This window comes from Paenibacillus sp. FSL M7-1414, from assembly GCF_038003195.1.
GTDB classification, from domain to species: domain Bacteria; phylum Bacillota; class Bacilli; order Paenibacillales; family Paenibacillaceae; genus Paenibacillus; species Paenibacillus amylolyticus.
The window spans coordinates 1,704,984-1,719,473 of record NZ_JBBOOS010000001.1 but is presented as its reverse complement, the minus strand read 5'-3'; the positions used below and the strand labels follow the sequence as shown (position 1 = coordinate 1,719,473).

The window sequence follows — 14,490 nt, the reverse complement described above, 5'->3', positions numbered from 1 at the left end:
CGTGCCCCTCTCTTCAACTTTCCTGAGAATCGAAATCCTCCAATACTTTAAACTTATCCCCGTGGATTTTGTCCAGATGCTCTTCTCCCCAATAACATAAATGGTCCAGCGCGGGCTTGAGTCCCCATCCGTAGTCCGTCAACTCATATTCCACTTTGGGAGGCACCTCCGAATATACTTTGCGCTGTATGATCTCATCCTTTTCAAGTCCTCTGAGCTGTGTTGTCAGCATCTTCTGTGTAATGTCCGGTATCAATCTTCGAAGCTCCGACGTGCGTTTACGTCCTGTCATCAAATGATAAATAATCAAAGGCTTCCACTTCCCGCCCATCACTTCCAAGGCCGCTTCCACGCCTACTTTATATTTCTTTGGAGCGTTTGTGTCTTCATGTTCCGTCATTCTGAACCCCTCCATAATCAGGCTATATCAAGGTGAATCATAATCTTTTTATTGCTCTTTTTTCTATTATTTGAGCCTATTTCGAGGCATCCATTTAGGGTACTTTAATGTTCCTATAGCACTTCATTCTTCCTATAGAACATCAAAGTGCGTACTTCCAGATGTTTTCATACCTGTTTATAATAGCATCAGCCACTGATTTATGGCTACAAGACTGCAATCCAGAAAGGTAGTGAAAGATAAGATGAACGTACTCGTTGTAGTATCCCACCCAAGAAAAGACTCCTTGACCTTTCAGGTAGCTCAACGTTTTGCACAGGGTCTTACCGATGCTGGTCACGGTTATGAGATATTGGATTTGCATGGGATTGGCTTCGACCCAATTCTCCGAGAGATGGATGAACCAGACTATACCCAAGAAAATCAGGTATTCTCGCCTGAGGTTGAGACGGAGATGGAGCGGTTGAAGAAACACGATGCTGTGGCTTTTGTGTTTCCTCTCTGGTGGTGGCATCTGCCAGCCATGTTGAAAGGTTATGTGGATCGTGTCATGAACAACGGATTTGCCTACGGCGCGAACAAGCTCTCTCATAAGCAGATCTTGTGGATCTCTCTTTCGGGTGTGACGGAAGAACAGATGCATAAGCGCAACTATGGTCAATCGATCGCCAACCTGCTCAATGTGGGGATTGCCGATTACTGCGGCGTGTCCCAATCGAGGGTTGAGTTTTTATATGAAACGTTGGAATCCAAGCCTGAGCATTATGAGGCACTGCTGAACCATGCACATCACTTGGGACTGAACTATGCCAACGATATTTCGACTCCATGATCGTATGAGAAAAATGTATGACCCGAATATGAATTCTGAAGTTTAGTGGTACGTTCAATGGCGAATCACTACGCTTGAACACGGCAAAAAGGTCGCTCCGAAGAGCGACCCTGCCTGTGTGTCTTTCATTATTTTACTGTCGAGAGAAGAAACTTCTCCAACATAGTGATATCGGTAATGCTATGGTTGCAAGCTGTGTTATCCATGCATACGTACTGGGCAATGGAAGAAAAGTTATCCGGCGAATGAGCCTTGGTCTTCACGTTGAAGAATCCCAGCTCCTGATGACGATGACAGAACATGCAGTACCCTTTTTTGTTCGTGGGTGTAATCCGTCCCTCAATACCGAGGAATCTGCCTTCGTGCGGGTACACGATGAACAAACGGCTCGTCGCAATGTCAGTCCATCTCAGATAGGTTGTGTGTGCGTAATCGATGGATTCGAGATCGGGCACTTTAAGCTTCTTGGCCTTTGGAAACAACTTCTGAATCTGCTTCGCTGATACTTGCGGATATGGAATCAGATATGATTCGATCTGGTTCAGATACGTCTGCAATTCATGTGTCGTCTCATACGTGGATAACTGCTCCAGCAGTTGCTTCTGCTCCAGAGTGAGTTCATCGAAGATGCTCACCGCATTTGTGCCAACCGTATAACGGACGGTTTCCAATACTTTTGGATCCGCAACCGAGCGTAGCGTTTTGAGCAGGAAATCAGCTTGTTTTTGAATATAATTAAATTGATGATTCTGAATAAATGGTGTTTGCATGGCGTTCAGCCCCTTATTTTTATTGGAAGAACAAATAAGGTGCAAAGCCTGCGGGATGTAACATTATGTTAATGTAGATTCCAGGGCAACAATCTCATTTTTGTCGCGCCCTACACAAAGTCCGCCCCTATTCAGGCTTTGCGTAAGGCTTTCTAGCGAACGAGCAATCCGGCATTATCCATATTGCCACGTCATAACCCCCAATACGATAGATATATCGAAATTATAACAGGGCATCATAGTGTAGGCAACGGGCTTCGTTCCAATTTCCTCTGTTCAAGAAATATGATTACATCTCAGGCTTTTTTCCCATTTTCCACGAAATGATCTACCGCTGACTGCTCAATGGCCAGTCCTTCTGTGTAACGCTCCATGAACAAGGCAAATCCATTCACATCCGCGCTATTTGGAGAAATCTCTTGTCCTTCTGCATCAATAAACACCTTAGTAGTAAGGTACTCCGCCAAACCCTCGTGTTGCTGCTTATTAACCATGTAGGAAGCCAAAATAGCCATTCCCCATGCGCCACCTTCACCAGCGGTAGACATGACCGACACGGGAATATTCAGTGCGGTTGCGCACATTTTTTGAGCGACTAGTGGGGTTTTGAACAATCCGCCATGCGCCCAAATGTGCTCAATCGTTACGTGCTCCTTCTGTGTGAGAATATCCAGCCCGAGCCTTAGTGCAGCAAACCCAGCAAACAGATGGACTCTCATAAAGTTTGCCAGATTGAAGCGGCTCTCTGGAGAACGTACGAACAATGGACGACCTTTTGCAATTCCTGTAATGTTCTCGCCTGAATAGTAGCCATAGCTCAGTAAGCCACCGCCATCAGCGTCAGCTTTCAGTGCTTCATTGAACAACACACTGAATAACTGGTTCATATCGGGCTTCTGTCCCATCGCCTCATAAAACTCACGGAACAAGTCGACCCAGGCATTAATATCGCTGGAGCAGTTATTCGCAAGAACCATAGCCACAGGATTGCCATCAGGTGTAGTCACGATGTCAATCTCAGGGTATACCCTAGATAGGTTTTTTTCTAATACAATCATGGCAAAAATCGATGTACCTACGGAAATGTTACCCGTACGTTTTTGGACACTATTCGTAGCAACCATGCCTGTTCCAGCATCGCCTTCCGGAGGGCAAAGTGGAATATTGGATTCCAAGTTACCTGATGGATCTAACAGTCGGGCACCAGCTTCACTAAGATATCCGGCATGTTCACCTGCAGTGTACACTTTAGGTAAAATATCTTTAAGATTCCACGTGTAGCCTTTGTCGGCAATTATATCGTCAAACTTCTTCAACATATCTTCATGGTATTCCAGTGTGGATTCATCAATTGGGAACATACCTGAGGCATCCCCTATACCAATAGCTTTACTGCCAGTTAACAGCCGATGTATGTAACCCGATAACGTCGTAATATAATTGATGTTCGTAACATGCTCTTCTCCGTTCAAAATCGCTTGATACAAATGTGCGATGCTCCAGCGCTCTGGAATTTTAAACTGGAATTTCTCGGTTAGCTCTGATGCAGCCTTCCCCGTTGTGGCATTACGCCATGTACGAAACGGAACCAATAACTCCCCATTTTGATCAAGTGCAATATAACCCTGCATCATAGCAGAACATCCGATTGAGCCAATTTTTTGTATCGTTACACCATAATTTTTTTCAATCTCTTGCTTTAATTGATGATAAGTTTGTTGCAACCCATGAATCATTTCATCGATATGGTAAGTCCAGTAACCGCCAATCAATTGATTTTCCCACTCATAACTGCTTGAACAGATGGTATTAAAATGGTGATCCATGAGTACAGCTTTGATTCGTGTGGATCCAAATTCAATGCCTAGCGAAGTTTCTCCCCTGACTATTGCTTGTTTCAAGTTTTGATCCATCATCGTATTCATCCTCTCTCAATTTGGAATTCGCCCGATTCGGAAATAGGTGATTTGAATAGCCCAAATCAAGGTGTAAATTTCATGAAGAAAGAGCAGAATTGGAGCTGTAACGGACAATTACAAAGTTAATACCGCCTGTACTTCGCCACATGCCAATATTTCACCAGTTTGAATAAAACCAAGAGAGTCATAAATTTTCTTCGCAGCTAGGTTTTCAGGTTTGTAGGTGAGTTCTACAACTTTGGCTTTTCCACGTGGGAAAGTTCTCGCATACTCGATTGCTTTTACTACCATTTCTTTACCATATCCCTTACCTTGGTATCGCTGGTCAATCATCATCTTGAAGATGCCATAACTGCTATATTCAAAATTGCCATCCCCGTCATCATAGTACATCGAAATAAAACCTACCATATTATCTTCCTTATAGACTGCAAAAGTAATAATAATCTGCCCCTCATCTGAGGCAACGTACGCTTCAGCAAGTGCATGTTGATTCGAGGATATGAATCTTTGTTGGTCTGGAGTAACTTTAAGTTCAATACATTCGATAAAATTATCCCAAGTTATTCTGCTAAATTCCATTTTGAATTCCCTCCCGCACTTATCATCATTACTATTTTCTTCTCTATCTCACTGCACTCGTAAAACTCGCTTTAAAAATAAGATCATACACATTGGTATAAGAATCGTAGTACTCAAGTGCCTGTTTTCTCTCTTCGTAAAACGACTTCAACCTCTCTTTGTCTCCAGTATCGACATAAGCGATTAACTCTCGACTTGCTTTTTTGTATGCTTCTACACTTCGTCTCGCAGATCCAAAATCAAAGGAATTATAGTCTAGCACGGGAGTAAAGTTCTCCGGTCGGATTCCCGCATTTGATTCAGCTTCCGCTATGAACTCGTGTAATTTCGAGAAATCTACCGGCTCTTCCAGCAGCACATTGCCCAAAATGTGAACCACTTCCTGATCCATCTTGTTGAATCGCGTTGTAAAGACATGATTAAACACATGCATCTCCATCAAATTTCTGGTGTACAGAAAATAGCTATTAACCAAATGCAGCGTTGAGTTTTTATACTCTACCGAGAATCTCGCACCTCGAAGGATATTAGCCGGGATATATACTCGGCCGTCTATCATTTTCGCTTCGGCTTCTGCCTGTGTTTTGAGTTCCTTTTCATTAAAAATTACGCTGATTTTCTTAGGTGCACTTGAAACGGTGTGAGCCATGGAGCAGCTTAACAACGTTATAGCAAGTGTAAACATCATCATCTTTTTCACTATGTACAACTCCTCGATAGGAATAATCAGGATATACTTGCATTTCATTTTTCCCATCGTACCATTTTATTCAAATAAAGGTAATACACTACATATATGCAACATTCTTTATTTATACACAAAAAAGAAGCCACCTCCCTGGCCTTCCCCAGTTCAGTGACTCCATTTTGCAATCCTATTCATTCCCTACATTCAACTACTCTTTCACAGCACCTACCACAATCCCAGTCACGAAATACCGTTGCAGGAACGGATACACAAGTAGGATCGGCAGTGCGCTAATAAAGATCTGCGAAGCCCGAATGGTCCGTTGGGACAGGTTCTTCACCGCTTCTGGATCAAGCTTCGACATATCAGCCTGCACGATGATCGTCTGCATGAATGTCGCGAGTGGCAGTTTTTCCGCATCACGGATGTAGATGATTCCGTCGAAATACGCATTCCAATGCCCAACCATCATGAAGAGCGAAACCGTTGCAATAACGGGTACCGAGACAGGCAGATAGATTTTGATAAACGTCTTAAAGTGCCCTGCGCCATCGATAAATGCCGCTTCTTCCAGATCCTTCGGAACGGTACGGAAGAAATTCAGCAGCAAGATAATGTTAAACACCGCAACCAATCCTGGCAGGATCAAGGCCAGCAATGTGTTCATCAGTCCCAGCTTTAGAATCAGGATGTATCCTGGAATGAGGCCACCGCTGAACAGCATCGTGATGACAAAATACCACAGATAGATGTTACGTGCGCGGAACACCCTCGTCTCTTTGGAAAGTGCATACGCTGCAATCGTGTTGACGATTAACGCAAGTCCAGTACCAAGTACCGTCCGCTCCACAGATACCCATAAGGAAGAGAGGAAATTGGTATTGGCAAACGTCTTGGCATACGCCTCCAGTGTAAATCCAATTGGCCAGAACGTTACGAGACCAGCATTTGCAGGTGCAGATGCACTAAGTGATACCATGAGCAAGTGATACAAAGGCAGCAAGCAGAGCAGTGAAAGGATGGTCAGGAACACATTGTTGAATATGCTGAATATGCGGTAAGGCATCGTTTTATGGTACATTCGTTTGTCATCCTTTCTAGAAAATTCGATATCCGGCGAATCGGTAAGCCAGTCGGTACGAGATCACAATCAGGATCAGGCTGATGACCGATTTGAACAGATTCACAGCGGTAGCGAAACTGAACTGCCCACTTAACAGACCTTCTCTATACACAAACGTATCGATAATATCTCCTTGTTGGTAAATCAACGGACTATACAAGTTAAAGATCTGGTCAAAGTTGGCGTTAAGCACATTACCAAGTGCCAGTGTTGCGATTACAATCCCAATGGGAATCAGTGCCGGGATGGTAATATACATCGTTTGCTTCCAGCGTCCTGCCCCATCTACTTCAGCTGCTTCATAGAGTGCAGGGTTAATACCGGACAGTGCCGCTAGGAAGATAATTGTGTTGAAACCAAACTCTTTCCAGACATCACTCGCTATAATCGTGAACCGGAACCAGCTGCCATCCCCCAGGAAGAAGATCGGCTTGATGCCGAATACCGAAACCAGGAACTGATTGACAATACCCGTCTGAGCCAGAATGTCGATCAGGATGCCTGACAACGTAACCCAAGACAGAAAGTGAGGAAGATACACGAGTGTTTGAATTGTTCTTTTCAGTGCCATCTTCCGTACCTCGTTAAGCAATAAGGCAAAGATAAACGGAATGATCAGATTCATGACGATCTTCGTACAGGCAAAAAATAGCGTGTTCCACGTAATTTGCAGGAAATAATCATTTTCCCACATGTACCTGAAGTGTTTCAGTCCTACCCATTCGGAATTGAAAAATCCCAGTGCAGGTTTATAATCTTGAAATGCCATCAAAATCCCGGACATCGGAATGTATGAAAATATAAAGACCATAATGGCCGCCGGCAACACCATAAAGTGCAGAATCCATGGCTGTTTGTAGCGTTTTTTTCTCTTTTTATCCAGCTTGTTCCCAACGTTTGCCTGCGGGATCCGCTTACCCTCCAATTTAGCCTCCATAGCGCTTCTCCTGTTCCCAAAAAAAGTTTTTGTGTGTGATCGGGTTCTCTGATATAAATAGTATCAAGCCATTCTGAGGTCTGCTATATAACATTGTTAGGCTTGATAGTGTTTTGTTAGGGTATCATCAGAAGAGGTAGTTTACACACGAATTAGAAGGAGACTTTTCATGTATATATGGAAGCGCTTAATGCCTTTTCAAGGTAAAACCAGATCCCCATTCAGTCTTTTTGCCAAAATAAACTTGTTAATTGTGGTCTTGTTCATCCCCATTCTAATCATGTACACCTACTCGAATAACGTCACCTATGATGTCGTCAGCAAAGAACTGCAGATCTCCAACACAAAACAGCTCACCTTTCTGTCCAGTCAGATCGACTCCCGCATCAATCAGATGATGGATTTCAGCCTGATTCTCTCCCGAGACCCCAATGTCAGAGCATTCAACGGCCTTAACATGTGGGATGATCGATATGACCGGATGCAGACCCGTTATGTGATACAAGAGAAGATGACGCTGCAAACCGGCGTTACGGATATATGGCCCACCCGATATGCGGTGCATTCACAGCAGAATAAGGATGTCATCGCCAACTACAACCAAACGACAGGATATGATGAAGAGTATTTGAAAAAAAATATGAGTGGACGATGGACCTATGGGGATCAGGGTTCCGCATCACAGGACGAACTGAACTCCTTCTATTGGTTCTATACCGATTCCTTGGCACAGCCGGGGATGCTCACGGGAAGTAATCTGGTGATTGAAGCCAGCTTCAGTTATGAGAACATTCAAAATATGCTGGATACGTATAAAGCGGGCGGACAAGGCGATCCTTTCTTGTATCACAAAGGAAATTCCCCCATTCTCAATCGCAGCGCGGACAAGCAATTATCCGCAGAACTCATTCAGTATCTGGACACGCATTCTCCGGAAGATACTACACAGGATGTCGTAGAGCTGAACGGTAAGAACTATCTGGTTAGTTCCGTGAAGTCCACTTATCTGGATTGGCATCTGGTTGATGTGATTCCACTGTATCAGATTTTGAAACCCATCTCGCTGAGTCAGAATCTGTTCTACACCTGTATGATTTTGCTGCTGGTGGTGGGCATCTCTGCTTCAATCCTGCTGTACCGAAATGTTCAATATCCGATCAAAAAGCTGATTAAAGGCTTACGTCGTGTAGAGCAAGGAGACTATTCTGTCCGACTGTATAGCAAAAACCAGAATGAGTTCTCATTCCTGTTCCGCCGATTCAACGATATGTCCCATCAGATTCAAGATCTGATCGAAAATGTATTCCATGAGAAAATTAGAGCCAGAGAAGCTACGCTGAAGCAATTACAGGCGCAGATCAATCCGCATTTCCTATATAATTGTCTTGGTTATATCATCAACATGGCCCAGATGAAGGACGAGCAAGCCGTCGTCTCCATGGCACATAACCTAAGTGCGTATTATCGCTATACCACCCGTATGGAACGGGAGACGTCGTCACTACAAGAAGAGATCAAGCTGCTGATCAACTATCTGGATATCCAGAAGCTGCGCAATGGTCGCATTGAGTATCACATCGATATCCCTGAGGATATGCTTGCCCAGTCGGTGCCACGATTAATGCTTCAACCGATGGTTGAGAATTCCGTCATACACGGTGTGGCGAAGTCCTATTCTTCCGGGGAAATCCGAATTACCGGGGAGCGCTTGAACAGTTTTGGCAGAATATACATCGACGACGATGGTCCTGGCCTCAGCCCAGAACAGTACGAAGCGCTGAACTTGAAGATGCAGGAACCATTACAGGAAGAAATGGGCTGCGGCCTTTGGAATACGCACCAACGAATCACGCACCTGTTCGGCAGTCACTCCTACCTCCTATTTGGCCCATCCCCACTTGGCGGATTCCGAACCGAAATCATCTGGGAGATACCAAATGAGGACACAAATTCCGATAAAGGTAATACCGATACTAATTGATGCGCTACTAACGATAAATTGACGATTTAATTTTGAACAAGATCATGTACACGATAACGCAGAGGACAGAAAAACCTGAAGAAACGAAGTGTTCGGAAGTGTTCTCATGAAAACCATTCTGGAAAGAATGCCTCATCGGAGCATACGCTTCGCTTTTATTACAAATTCAACCTTTATATAGGGCTTGTTTTAAAATAAAGGGTTATACTTTACGTGAACCAAAGCGAAGGATTGAAGGGATTCTGGAGAAGCGCAGCGTTCGCCTTTCAAGCACCATTTTAACCATCCAATCTTCAAATTCAGAAAATGGGGCTTGAACAGCGATCGAAAGAACCCTTCAAATCCGTAGCGACCTCGTTCACAAGAAGCATCCATTGATTTTAACTCTTAAGACTTATATACCACCAAGGAGACACTACACCATGCAAATGATGATCGTAGACGATGAAGCACACTGGGTCGATAACCTGTCCATGACCAAGCCCTGGCACACACTGGGGATCGAACATGTGCATAAAGCATACTCGGCACACGAAGCGCTACAAATGATTGACACCCACCCCATCGATATCGTGATCTCGGACATTCAGATGCCCGAAATGACAGGTATAGAACTGATCGAACGCATTCGCATCCGGGACAAAAAAATAAAATGTATTCTGTTATCCGGGTATTCTGAATTTGATTACGCCAAAAAAGCCATCCAGTTCGAGGCCGTAGACTATCTGCTCAAGCCCCCGACTGACGATGAATTAATGGGTGCTGTGCAGAAAGCCATCGATCAATTGAACAACGAATGGGAAATTGTCAGTTCACTGACACGAACCCAGTTTACGTTGCGAGAGAATCTCCCCCATTTGCGGGGACGACTGCTCCTAGGCGCTTTACAAGGACAACGAATCGCCGCTGCCGAATGGGATCGGAAGCTCGCCAATTACGCTCTGCCCTTTCACACCGGGGATGCCGCATTAATGCTGGTACGTCTGGAAGAAGAATTCGGACACTATGACAGCAATGATCAGACCCTGATCGAATATGCGATCATCAATATGGCGGAAGAGATTATGGGTGAGTTTATGGAAGTGTGGGGCGTCAAGGAGGAGCACGGATATCTCGTGTTTTTACTTCAGTTTAAAGATCGGAAAGGCGATATTGGCAAAGAAACCATGCTGGAGAAGCTATCAATTCAGCTTCAATCCAAAGTAAAACAGTTTCTGAAAGGCTCCCTCTCCATCGTTATCACCGAGTGTTTCACCTTTCCGGATCAGCTTTACGATCGCTTCCGTCAGGCTTCCGCTTACTTCCGGCAGATCGTTGGCGATGAACGCGAATTCGTCATGCGTGTCAGCGATGTCGAGACACCTGCGGCACAAGGTCCCTTGGACGTGCTGTACACCCCGCCCACCTTTATTAGTTTGCTAGAGAGCGGACAGTGGGATGCCGCCGAAGAGAAAATACGCGCTGTCTGCGCGGAACTGGATGAGAAATGGTCGGAATCATGGGAGCATTGCATGGAGGCAGGTTTTCTTATTACGGCTTCATTCACCAATATTGCCCACCGGAACAAGCTGACTCTGACCACTTTAATGGGCAATGATGTCGAGGATTTGCAAAGTGGGGAAGTTTTCGCTACCATCAGCAAATTGCGGAGATGGTCGCTTAGTGTGCTGGGCAAACTCAAGGAAGGCACGTCTAACGAGATCAAGGACATCCGTTCCGAGTATGTGAAGAAGATTCAGGATTTTACAGATAAGAACCTGCATCTGGATGTATCTTTGCGTGTACTGGCCGACCATGTCAATCTGCACCCGACCCACCTGTCCAAGATCTATAAGATAGAAACCGGCGAAGGCATCAGTGATTATATCTCGCGTCTGCGCATGGATCGGGCCTGCCACAAGCTGGTGACGACCACCAAAAAAGTGTATGAAATCAGCATGGAGATTGGCTATATGGACCCGGCTTATTTTATCAAAGTGTTCAAGCGTCAATTCGGCGTTACGCCGCAGGAATACAGAGACCAGCATAAATAACATGACTGAAAACCGATCTTTTTGAACATTCACTAATAGAGTCCTATGGAAACTAACAAACTCATATAGATGCACTCCCGCACAAATTGGTACAGTTACACTGTAAAGATCATACACCGTAGGGGGATTGAACAATGATCAAATTCAAAAAAACATGGTGGTCACTGCTCATGGTTATCGCACTCATCACGATCACTGCGTGCGGCAGTGGCGAGACAGCCAGTGACAATGGTAATAATACGCCGGGAACTGTCGGCTCAGCTGAAGCAGAAGCTGCTTTTGCCAAAGGAAAATATGATCCACCCATCGAGTTCAGTTCGGTATTGATGCCGAAGAAATACGTGCAAGGGGATACTAAAGAAAATAACGTGCACGATCGATGGATGCTCGAAACGCTGGGTATGAAGCATAAAGATACTTGGTATCCGGCCAACGACGATCAATACAGACAAAAGCTGCAACTGGCTATCGCCTCTGGCGAAAAGCTGCCTGATTTCGTGACAGTACCTACCAATGCGGTACTGACGAATCAATTGATCGACTCCGGTCAATTCATCGCCATTGATGAGTTGTTCGACAAGTACGCGAGTCAGACCCTGAAAGATCACGCAGCAGCACATCCTGAACTGTGGTATCCGTTTACTAAGGACGGCAAGAAATACAACATGCCGATCATGGAGTACACCGATAACGACGATACACTGCTCTGGCTCCGCGAGGACTGGATGGAGAAGCTGAACCTGGAAGCTCCAAAAACCATTGCAGACCTTGAGAACATCATGGACAAATTCAAAAACGAGAACCCGGACGGTCTGTCTCCAGACAAAGTATTCCCGCTGGCGATCTCGCTGAAAAATAACACCAACACCTGGATGGGTCAGCTCGACTGGTTGTTCGGTGCATACGGCACAATCGAGGAGCAATGGAACAAAGACGCAAACGGCAACCTCGAGTACGGCTCTGTTAACCCGGGTGCCAAACAAGCCCTTGCCAAGCTGGCTGAATGGATGGATAAAGGTTATATCCACGCTGACTCCGCTCTTTGGGACGAAGGTAAATCCGCTGAAAGCTGGACAGCTGGCAAAGCGGGCATTCTGCCTGGCGCAAACTGGGTACCGGACTGGCCTGCACCTGACCTGTTGAAGAACGTACCTGGCTCAAAGTATAAAGCTTACCCTGTTCCAGCTGGCCCAGACGGCAAGATCGGTACGAAGTGGCAGAACTCTGGTGTCAACGCAAGTATCATGATCAACAAGGATGCGAAACATCCAGAAGCCATCTTCCTGTACTACAACTACTTGCTCGATAACCTGGCTAACCCGGCTACGGGCAGTGAGTATGAATACGGCTTCGCCAAAGGTTACGACTGGGATATCATTGACGGACAACCGACCAGTGACAAAGAGAAGATCAAAGACTTCTCCAACGAATTCCCTTTCCTGACCGGCCCAGCACGTATCCCGGATCTGTATATGAAAACACTCGTGAAGCTGGCCAACGGCGAGAAGCCTGAAACGCCTTACGAGAAACAAATGGCCGAATTCCGTAAACCGGAAAACTGGTATGCAGGTAAAGTCGTTATGTCCCAGATCGACGTTCGTAAACAAAACTATTTCACTGGCGCTGCAACACCAACCATGGTATCCAAATGGAACCTGCTCCGCCAGTCCGAGATGGAAACCTTCAACAAAATCATCTACGGCAATCTGCCAATTGATGCCTTTGACCAATTCGTCGCCAACTGGAAATCTAATGGCGGTGATCAGATCACGCAAGAAGTAAATGATTGGTTTAAATCGGTAAGTGCGAAGTAAGGATTAGATTTTGGAAAAGTAAATCGTTAAAAAACCAGCCGAAGCGTGTAACCTACCGCTTCGGCTGGTTTTTTAAGTTAAGATCGGGGCCGCTTCCCCTGACTTATGGATTCGCGTTAGTGGATCAAGCCTTCGTATCAAACTCCTCCGGCATCGAATGATTCAGCAAGGAAACTGTCAGCTGAATCCCATCCCTCAGCCCTTGCATATACAACCGCTCATTCTCTATTCCTTTACTGACAATGTATCGGCTCTCCCACTCAGCATATTCAGGTGTTTGCTCGATATCCTTGCCAGCAAACAATCCTTCGAACGCTTCGTCCTTTTCTTCACGTACACGACTCAATTCAGGGTCATGCTCGATTCGGGCAGATACTTCATCTAGCCTTGCCTGAATCGCTTGTTGCAACCACGGCGGAAAATCCATTGCTTCTCCTCCCCTATCGCATTATGTAACCTCACTCATCATCGTACAACTCGGTTATGCCTCGCCTTTATTTCACTCACTCGGGTCACCAGTTCATCCACCCTTCGGCTCTGTTCTTGCACTTCAGGGTTGTCCCATAACGGAATCGCTTGCTTCAAGGATGCCTCACCAAGCTGATTAAGCTTGCGCCGTTCCTCTTCCAATAAGTCAAGCAACCGGCTCATACATCCACCTCTCTGATGGGTCTAAACTGCGCCATGTCTTGTTAATGCTAGACGTGAGCAGTCATTTTTAATGCGATTATCGGTTTATTTCATTTTAATTCGATATCCGCATTAAAACAACCATTATTTCTCATACAATTTGGTTGAAATGAGAGGTGTACATAATGAAGCATAGACAAGAACCACCCGGCGACAAAAACATCATCGGCTCTCGAGTCGTGACTATCCGTAAAAGTAAAGGAATCAAACAACGTGAATTTCTTGCCAGATTGCAAACACTGGGTTTGGATATTAGTCAAACCAGTCTTTCCCGTTTGGAGGGGCAATATCGTCTGGTTCAAGATTATGAAGTGGTGGTAATTGCGAAAGCCTTGGAGGTTTCTGTGGGGTATTTGCTTGGGGAAGAATGAGTAAAGTGACAATATAATTTAAGGCATAAATACCTATTATGGAAATATTCTAATATTTTACATAATCGAGATTGTACACTTCGAATAGTGGCATTCACGATAAAAATAAAGCGTTTGGAAATCTCCTTCTTATAATCTCTCCTAAGTTCCAATAGCCCTTGAGTAGTCTTGATGTCTAGTTCACCTACCCAAGGATTTTGTTAAGTTCCCTTGAACATCTGCATCCACTAGCGATACTTTTTTCCCCCTTCAACATTAAAAAAACGATCGCGCTGAACTACAACAATTTGCTCCAGAAAGAATATCTAACAAAAAGAGAGCATCCAAATGAAGGATGCTCTCTTGGAATA

Annotated in this window: 14 protein-coding genes; 5 read left to right on the top strand and 9 right to left on the bottom strand. The window is 44.9% G+C overall.

The features are described 5' to 3' along the window. Positions 1-13: 13 nt before the first annotated feature. Positions 14-400, bottom strand: coding sequence for a winged helix-turn-helix transcriptional regulator (locus MHH92_RS07730; RefSeq protein ID WP_340903011.1), 387 nt, complete (start codon positions 398-400; stop codon positions 14-16). Between the two features lie 244 nt (positions 401-644). Here MHH92_RS07730 and MHH92_RS07725 point away from each other — a divergent pair, with 244 nt between their 5' ends. Beyond that, on the top strand, positions 645-1,232 hold the full coding sequence (locus tag MHH92_RS07725) for an NAD(P)H oxidoreductase (RefSeq protein ID WP_340907643.1): 588 nt from the start codon (positions 645-647) through the stop codon (positions 1,230-1,232). Between the two features lie 128 nt (positions 1,233-1,360). Here the strand turns inward: MHH92_RS07725 and MHH92_RS07720 are convergent, their stop codons facing one another. From MHH92_RS07720 to MHH92_RS07695, 6 genes are all read right to left on the bottom strand, one after another. Continuing rightward, positions 1,361-2,002, bottom strand: a complete 642-nt coding sequence (locus tag MHH92_RS07720; RefSeq protein ID WP_340903010.1) for a FusB/FusC family EF-G-binding protein — start codon at positions 2,000-2,002, stop codon at positions 1,361-1,363. A gap of 296 nt (positions 2,003-2,298) precedes the next feature. Beyond that, positions 2,299-3,915, bottom strand: a complete 1,617-nt coding sequence (locus MHH92_RS07715) for a xylulokinase (RefSeq protein ID WP_282322207.1) — start codon at positions 3,913-3,915, stop codon at positions 2,299-2,301. Positions 3,916-4,035: 120 nt separating this feature from the next. After that, complete coding sequence (locus MHH92_RS07710; protein WP_340903009.1) at positions 4,036-4,503, bottom strand: GNAT family N-acetyltransferase; 468 nt, start codon at positions 4,501-4,503, stop codon at positions 4,036-4,038. A gap of 43 nt (positions 4,504-4,546) precedes the next feature. Beyond that, positions 4,547-5,203: a hypothetical protein gene (locus tag MHH92_RS07705; RefSeq protein ID WP_340903008.1), complete on the bottom strand. Its 657-nt coding sequence runs from the start codon at positions 5,201-5,203 to the stop codon at positions 4,547-4,549. Positions 5,204-5,399: 196 nt separating this feature from the next. Beyond that, positions 5,400-6,272, bottom strand: coding sequence for a carbohydrate ABC transporter permease (locus MHH92_RS07700; protein ID WP_036610522.1), 873 nt, complete (start codon positions 6,270-6,272; stop codon positions 5,400-5,402). Between the two features lie 16 nt (positions 6,273-6,288). Next, positions 6,289-7,251 carry an ABC transporter permease gene (locus MHH92_RS07695; RefSeq protein WP_370511435.1) on the bottom strand — a complete coding sequence of 321 codons (963 nt, stop codon included), beginning with the start codon at positions 7,249-7,251 and terminating at the stop codon, positions 6,289-6,291. 169 nt (positions 7,252-7,420) lie between these two features. On the opposite strand from MHH92_RS07695, the gene MHH92_RS07690 reads away from it, so the two are divergent. From MHH92_RS07690 to MHH92_RS07680, 3 genes are all read left to right on the top strand, one after another. Then, a complete protein-coding gene (locus tag MHH92_RS07690) occupies positions 7,421-9,232 on the top strand; it encodes a sensor histidine kinase (protein ID WP_340903006.1) in 1,812 nt (603 codons plus the stop codon). A gap of 422 nt (positions 9,233-9,654) precedes the next feature. Further along, entirely contained in the window at positions 9,655-11,265 is a 1,611-nt protein-coding gene (locus MHH92_RS07685) for a response regulator transcription factor (RefSeq protein ID WP_340903005.1), read from the top strand. A 134-nt stretch (positions 11,266-11,399) separates the two neighbouring features. Then, positions 11,400-13,079 carry an ABC transporter substrate-binding protein gene (locus MHH92_RS07680; RefSeq protein ID WP_340903004.1) on the top strand — a complete coding sequence of 560 codons (1,680 nt, stop codon included), beginning with the start codon at positions 11,400-11,402 and terminating at the stop codon, positions 13,077-13,079. A 124-nt stretch (positions 13,080-13,203) separates the two neighbouring features. On the opposite strand, the gene MHH92_RS07675 is transcribed toward MHH92_RS07680, so the two are convergent. Then, the gene (locus MHH92_RS07675) at positions 13,204-13,506 is read right to left on the bottom strand and encodes a hypothetical protein (protein ID WP_340903002.1); all 303 of its coding nucleotides are present in this window, start codon (positions 13,504-13,506) and stop codon (positions 13,204-13,206) included. A 38-nt stretch (positions 13,507-13,544) separates the two neighbouring features. Continuing rightward, positions 13,545-13,730, bottom strand: coding sequence for an aspartyl-phosphate phosphatase Spo0E family protein (locus tag MHH92_RS07670; RefSeq protein ID WP_340903000.1), 186 nt, complete (start codon positions 13,728-13,730; stop codon positions 13,545-13,547). A gap of 164 nt (positions 13,731-13,894) precedes the next feature. Here MHH92_RS07670 and MHH92_RS07665 point away from each other — a divergent pair, with 164 nt between their 5' ends. Further along, a complete protein-coding gene (locus MHH92_RS07665; protein ID WP_340902999.1) occupies positions 13,895-14,140 on the top strand; it encodes a helix-turn-helix domain-containing protein in 246 nt (81 codons plus the stop codon). Positions 14,141-14,490 lie beyond the last annotated feature (350 nt).

Bases quoted from the DNA above. Each gene is read 5' to 3' on its own strand.
- MHH92_RS07730 (WP_340903011.1), bottom strand. From the start codon at position 400: ATGACGGAACATGAAGACACAAACGCTCCAAAGAAATATAAAGTAGGC.
- MHH92_RS07725 (WP_340907643.1), top strand. From the start codon at position 645: ATGAACGTACTCGTTGTAGTATCCCACCCAAGAAAAGACTCCTTGACC.
- MHH92_RS07720 (WP_340903010.1), bottom strand. From the start codon at position 2,002: ATGCAAACACCATTTATTCAGAATCATCAATTTAATTATATTCAAAAA.
- MHH92_RS07715 (WP_282322207.1), bottom strand. From the start codon at position 3,915: ATGGATCAAAACTTGAAACAAGCAATAGTCAGGGGAGAAACTTCGCTA.
- MHH92_RS07710 (WP_340903009.1), bottom strand. From the start codon at position 4,503: ATGGAATTTAGCAGAATAACTTGGGATAATTTTATCGAATGTATTGAA.
- MHH92_RS07700 (WP_036610522.1), bottom strand. From the start codon at position 6,272: ATGTACCATAAAACGATGCCTTACCGCATATTCAGCATATTCAACAAT.
- MHH92_RS07695 (WP_370511435.1), bottom strand. From the start codon at position 7,251: ATGGAGGCTAAATTGGAGGGTAAGCGGATCCCGCAGGCAAACGTTGGG.
- MHH92_RS07690 (WP_340903006.1), top strand. From the start codon at position 7,421: ATGTATATATGGAAGCGCTTAATGCCTTTTCAAGGTAAAACCAGATCC.
- MHH92_RS07685 (WP_340903005.1), top strand. From the start codon at position 9,655: ATGCAAATGATGATCGTAGACGATGAAGCACACTGGGTCGATAACCTG.
- MHH92_RS07680 (WP_340903004.1), top strand. From the start codon at position 11,400: ATGATCAAATTCAAAAAAACATGGTGGTCACTGCTCATGGTTATCGCA.
- MHH92_RS07675 (WP_340903002.1), bottom strand. From the start codon at position 13,506: ATGGATTTTCCGCCGTGGTTGCAACAAGCGATTCAGGCAAGGCTAGAT.
- MHH92_RS07670 (WP_340903000.1), bottom strand. From the start codon at position 13,730: ATGAGCCGGTTGCTTGACTTATTGGAAGAGGAACGGCGCAAGCTTAAT.
- MHH92_RS07665 (WP_340902999.1), top strand. From the start codon at position 13,895: ATGAAGCATAGACAAGAACCACCCGGCGACAAAAACATCATCGGCTCT.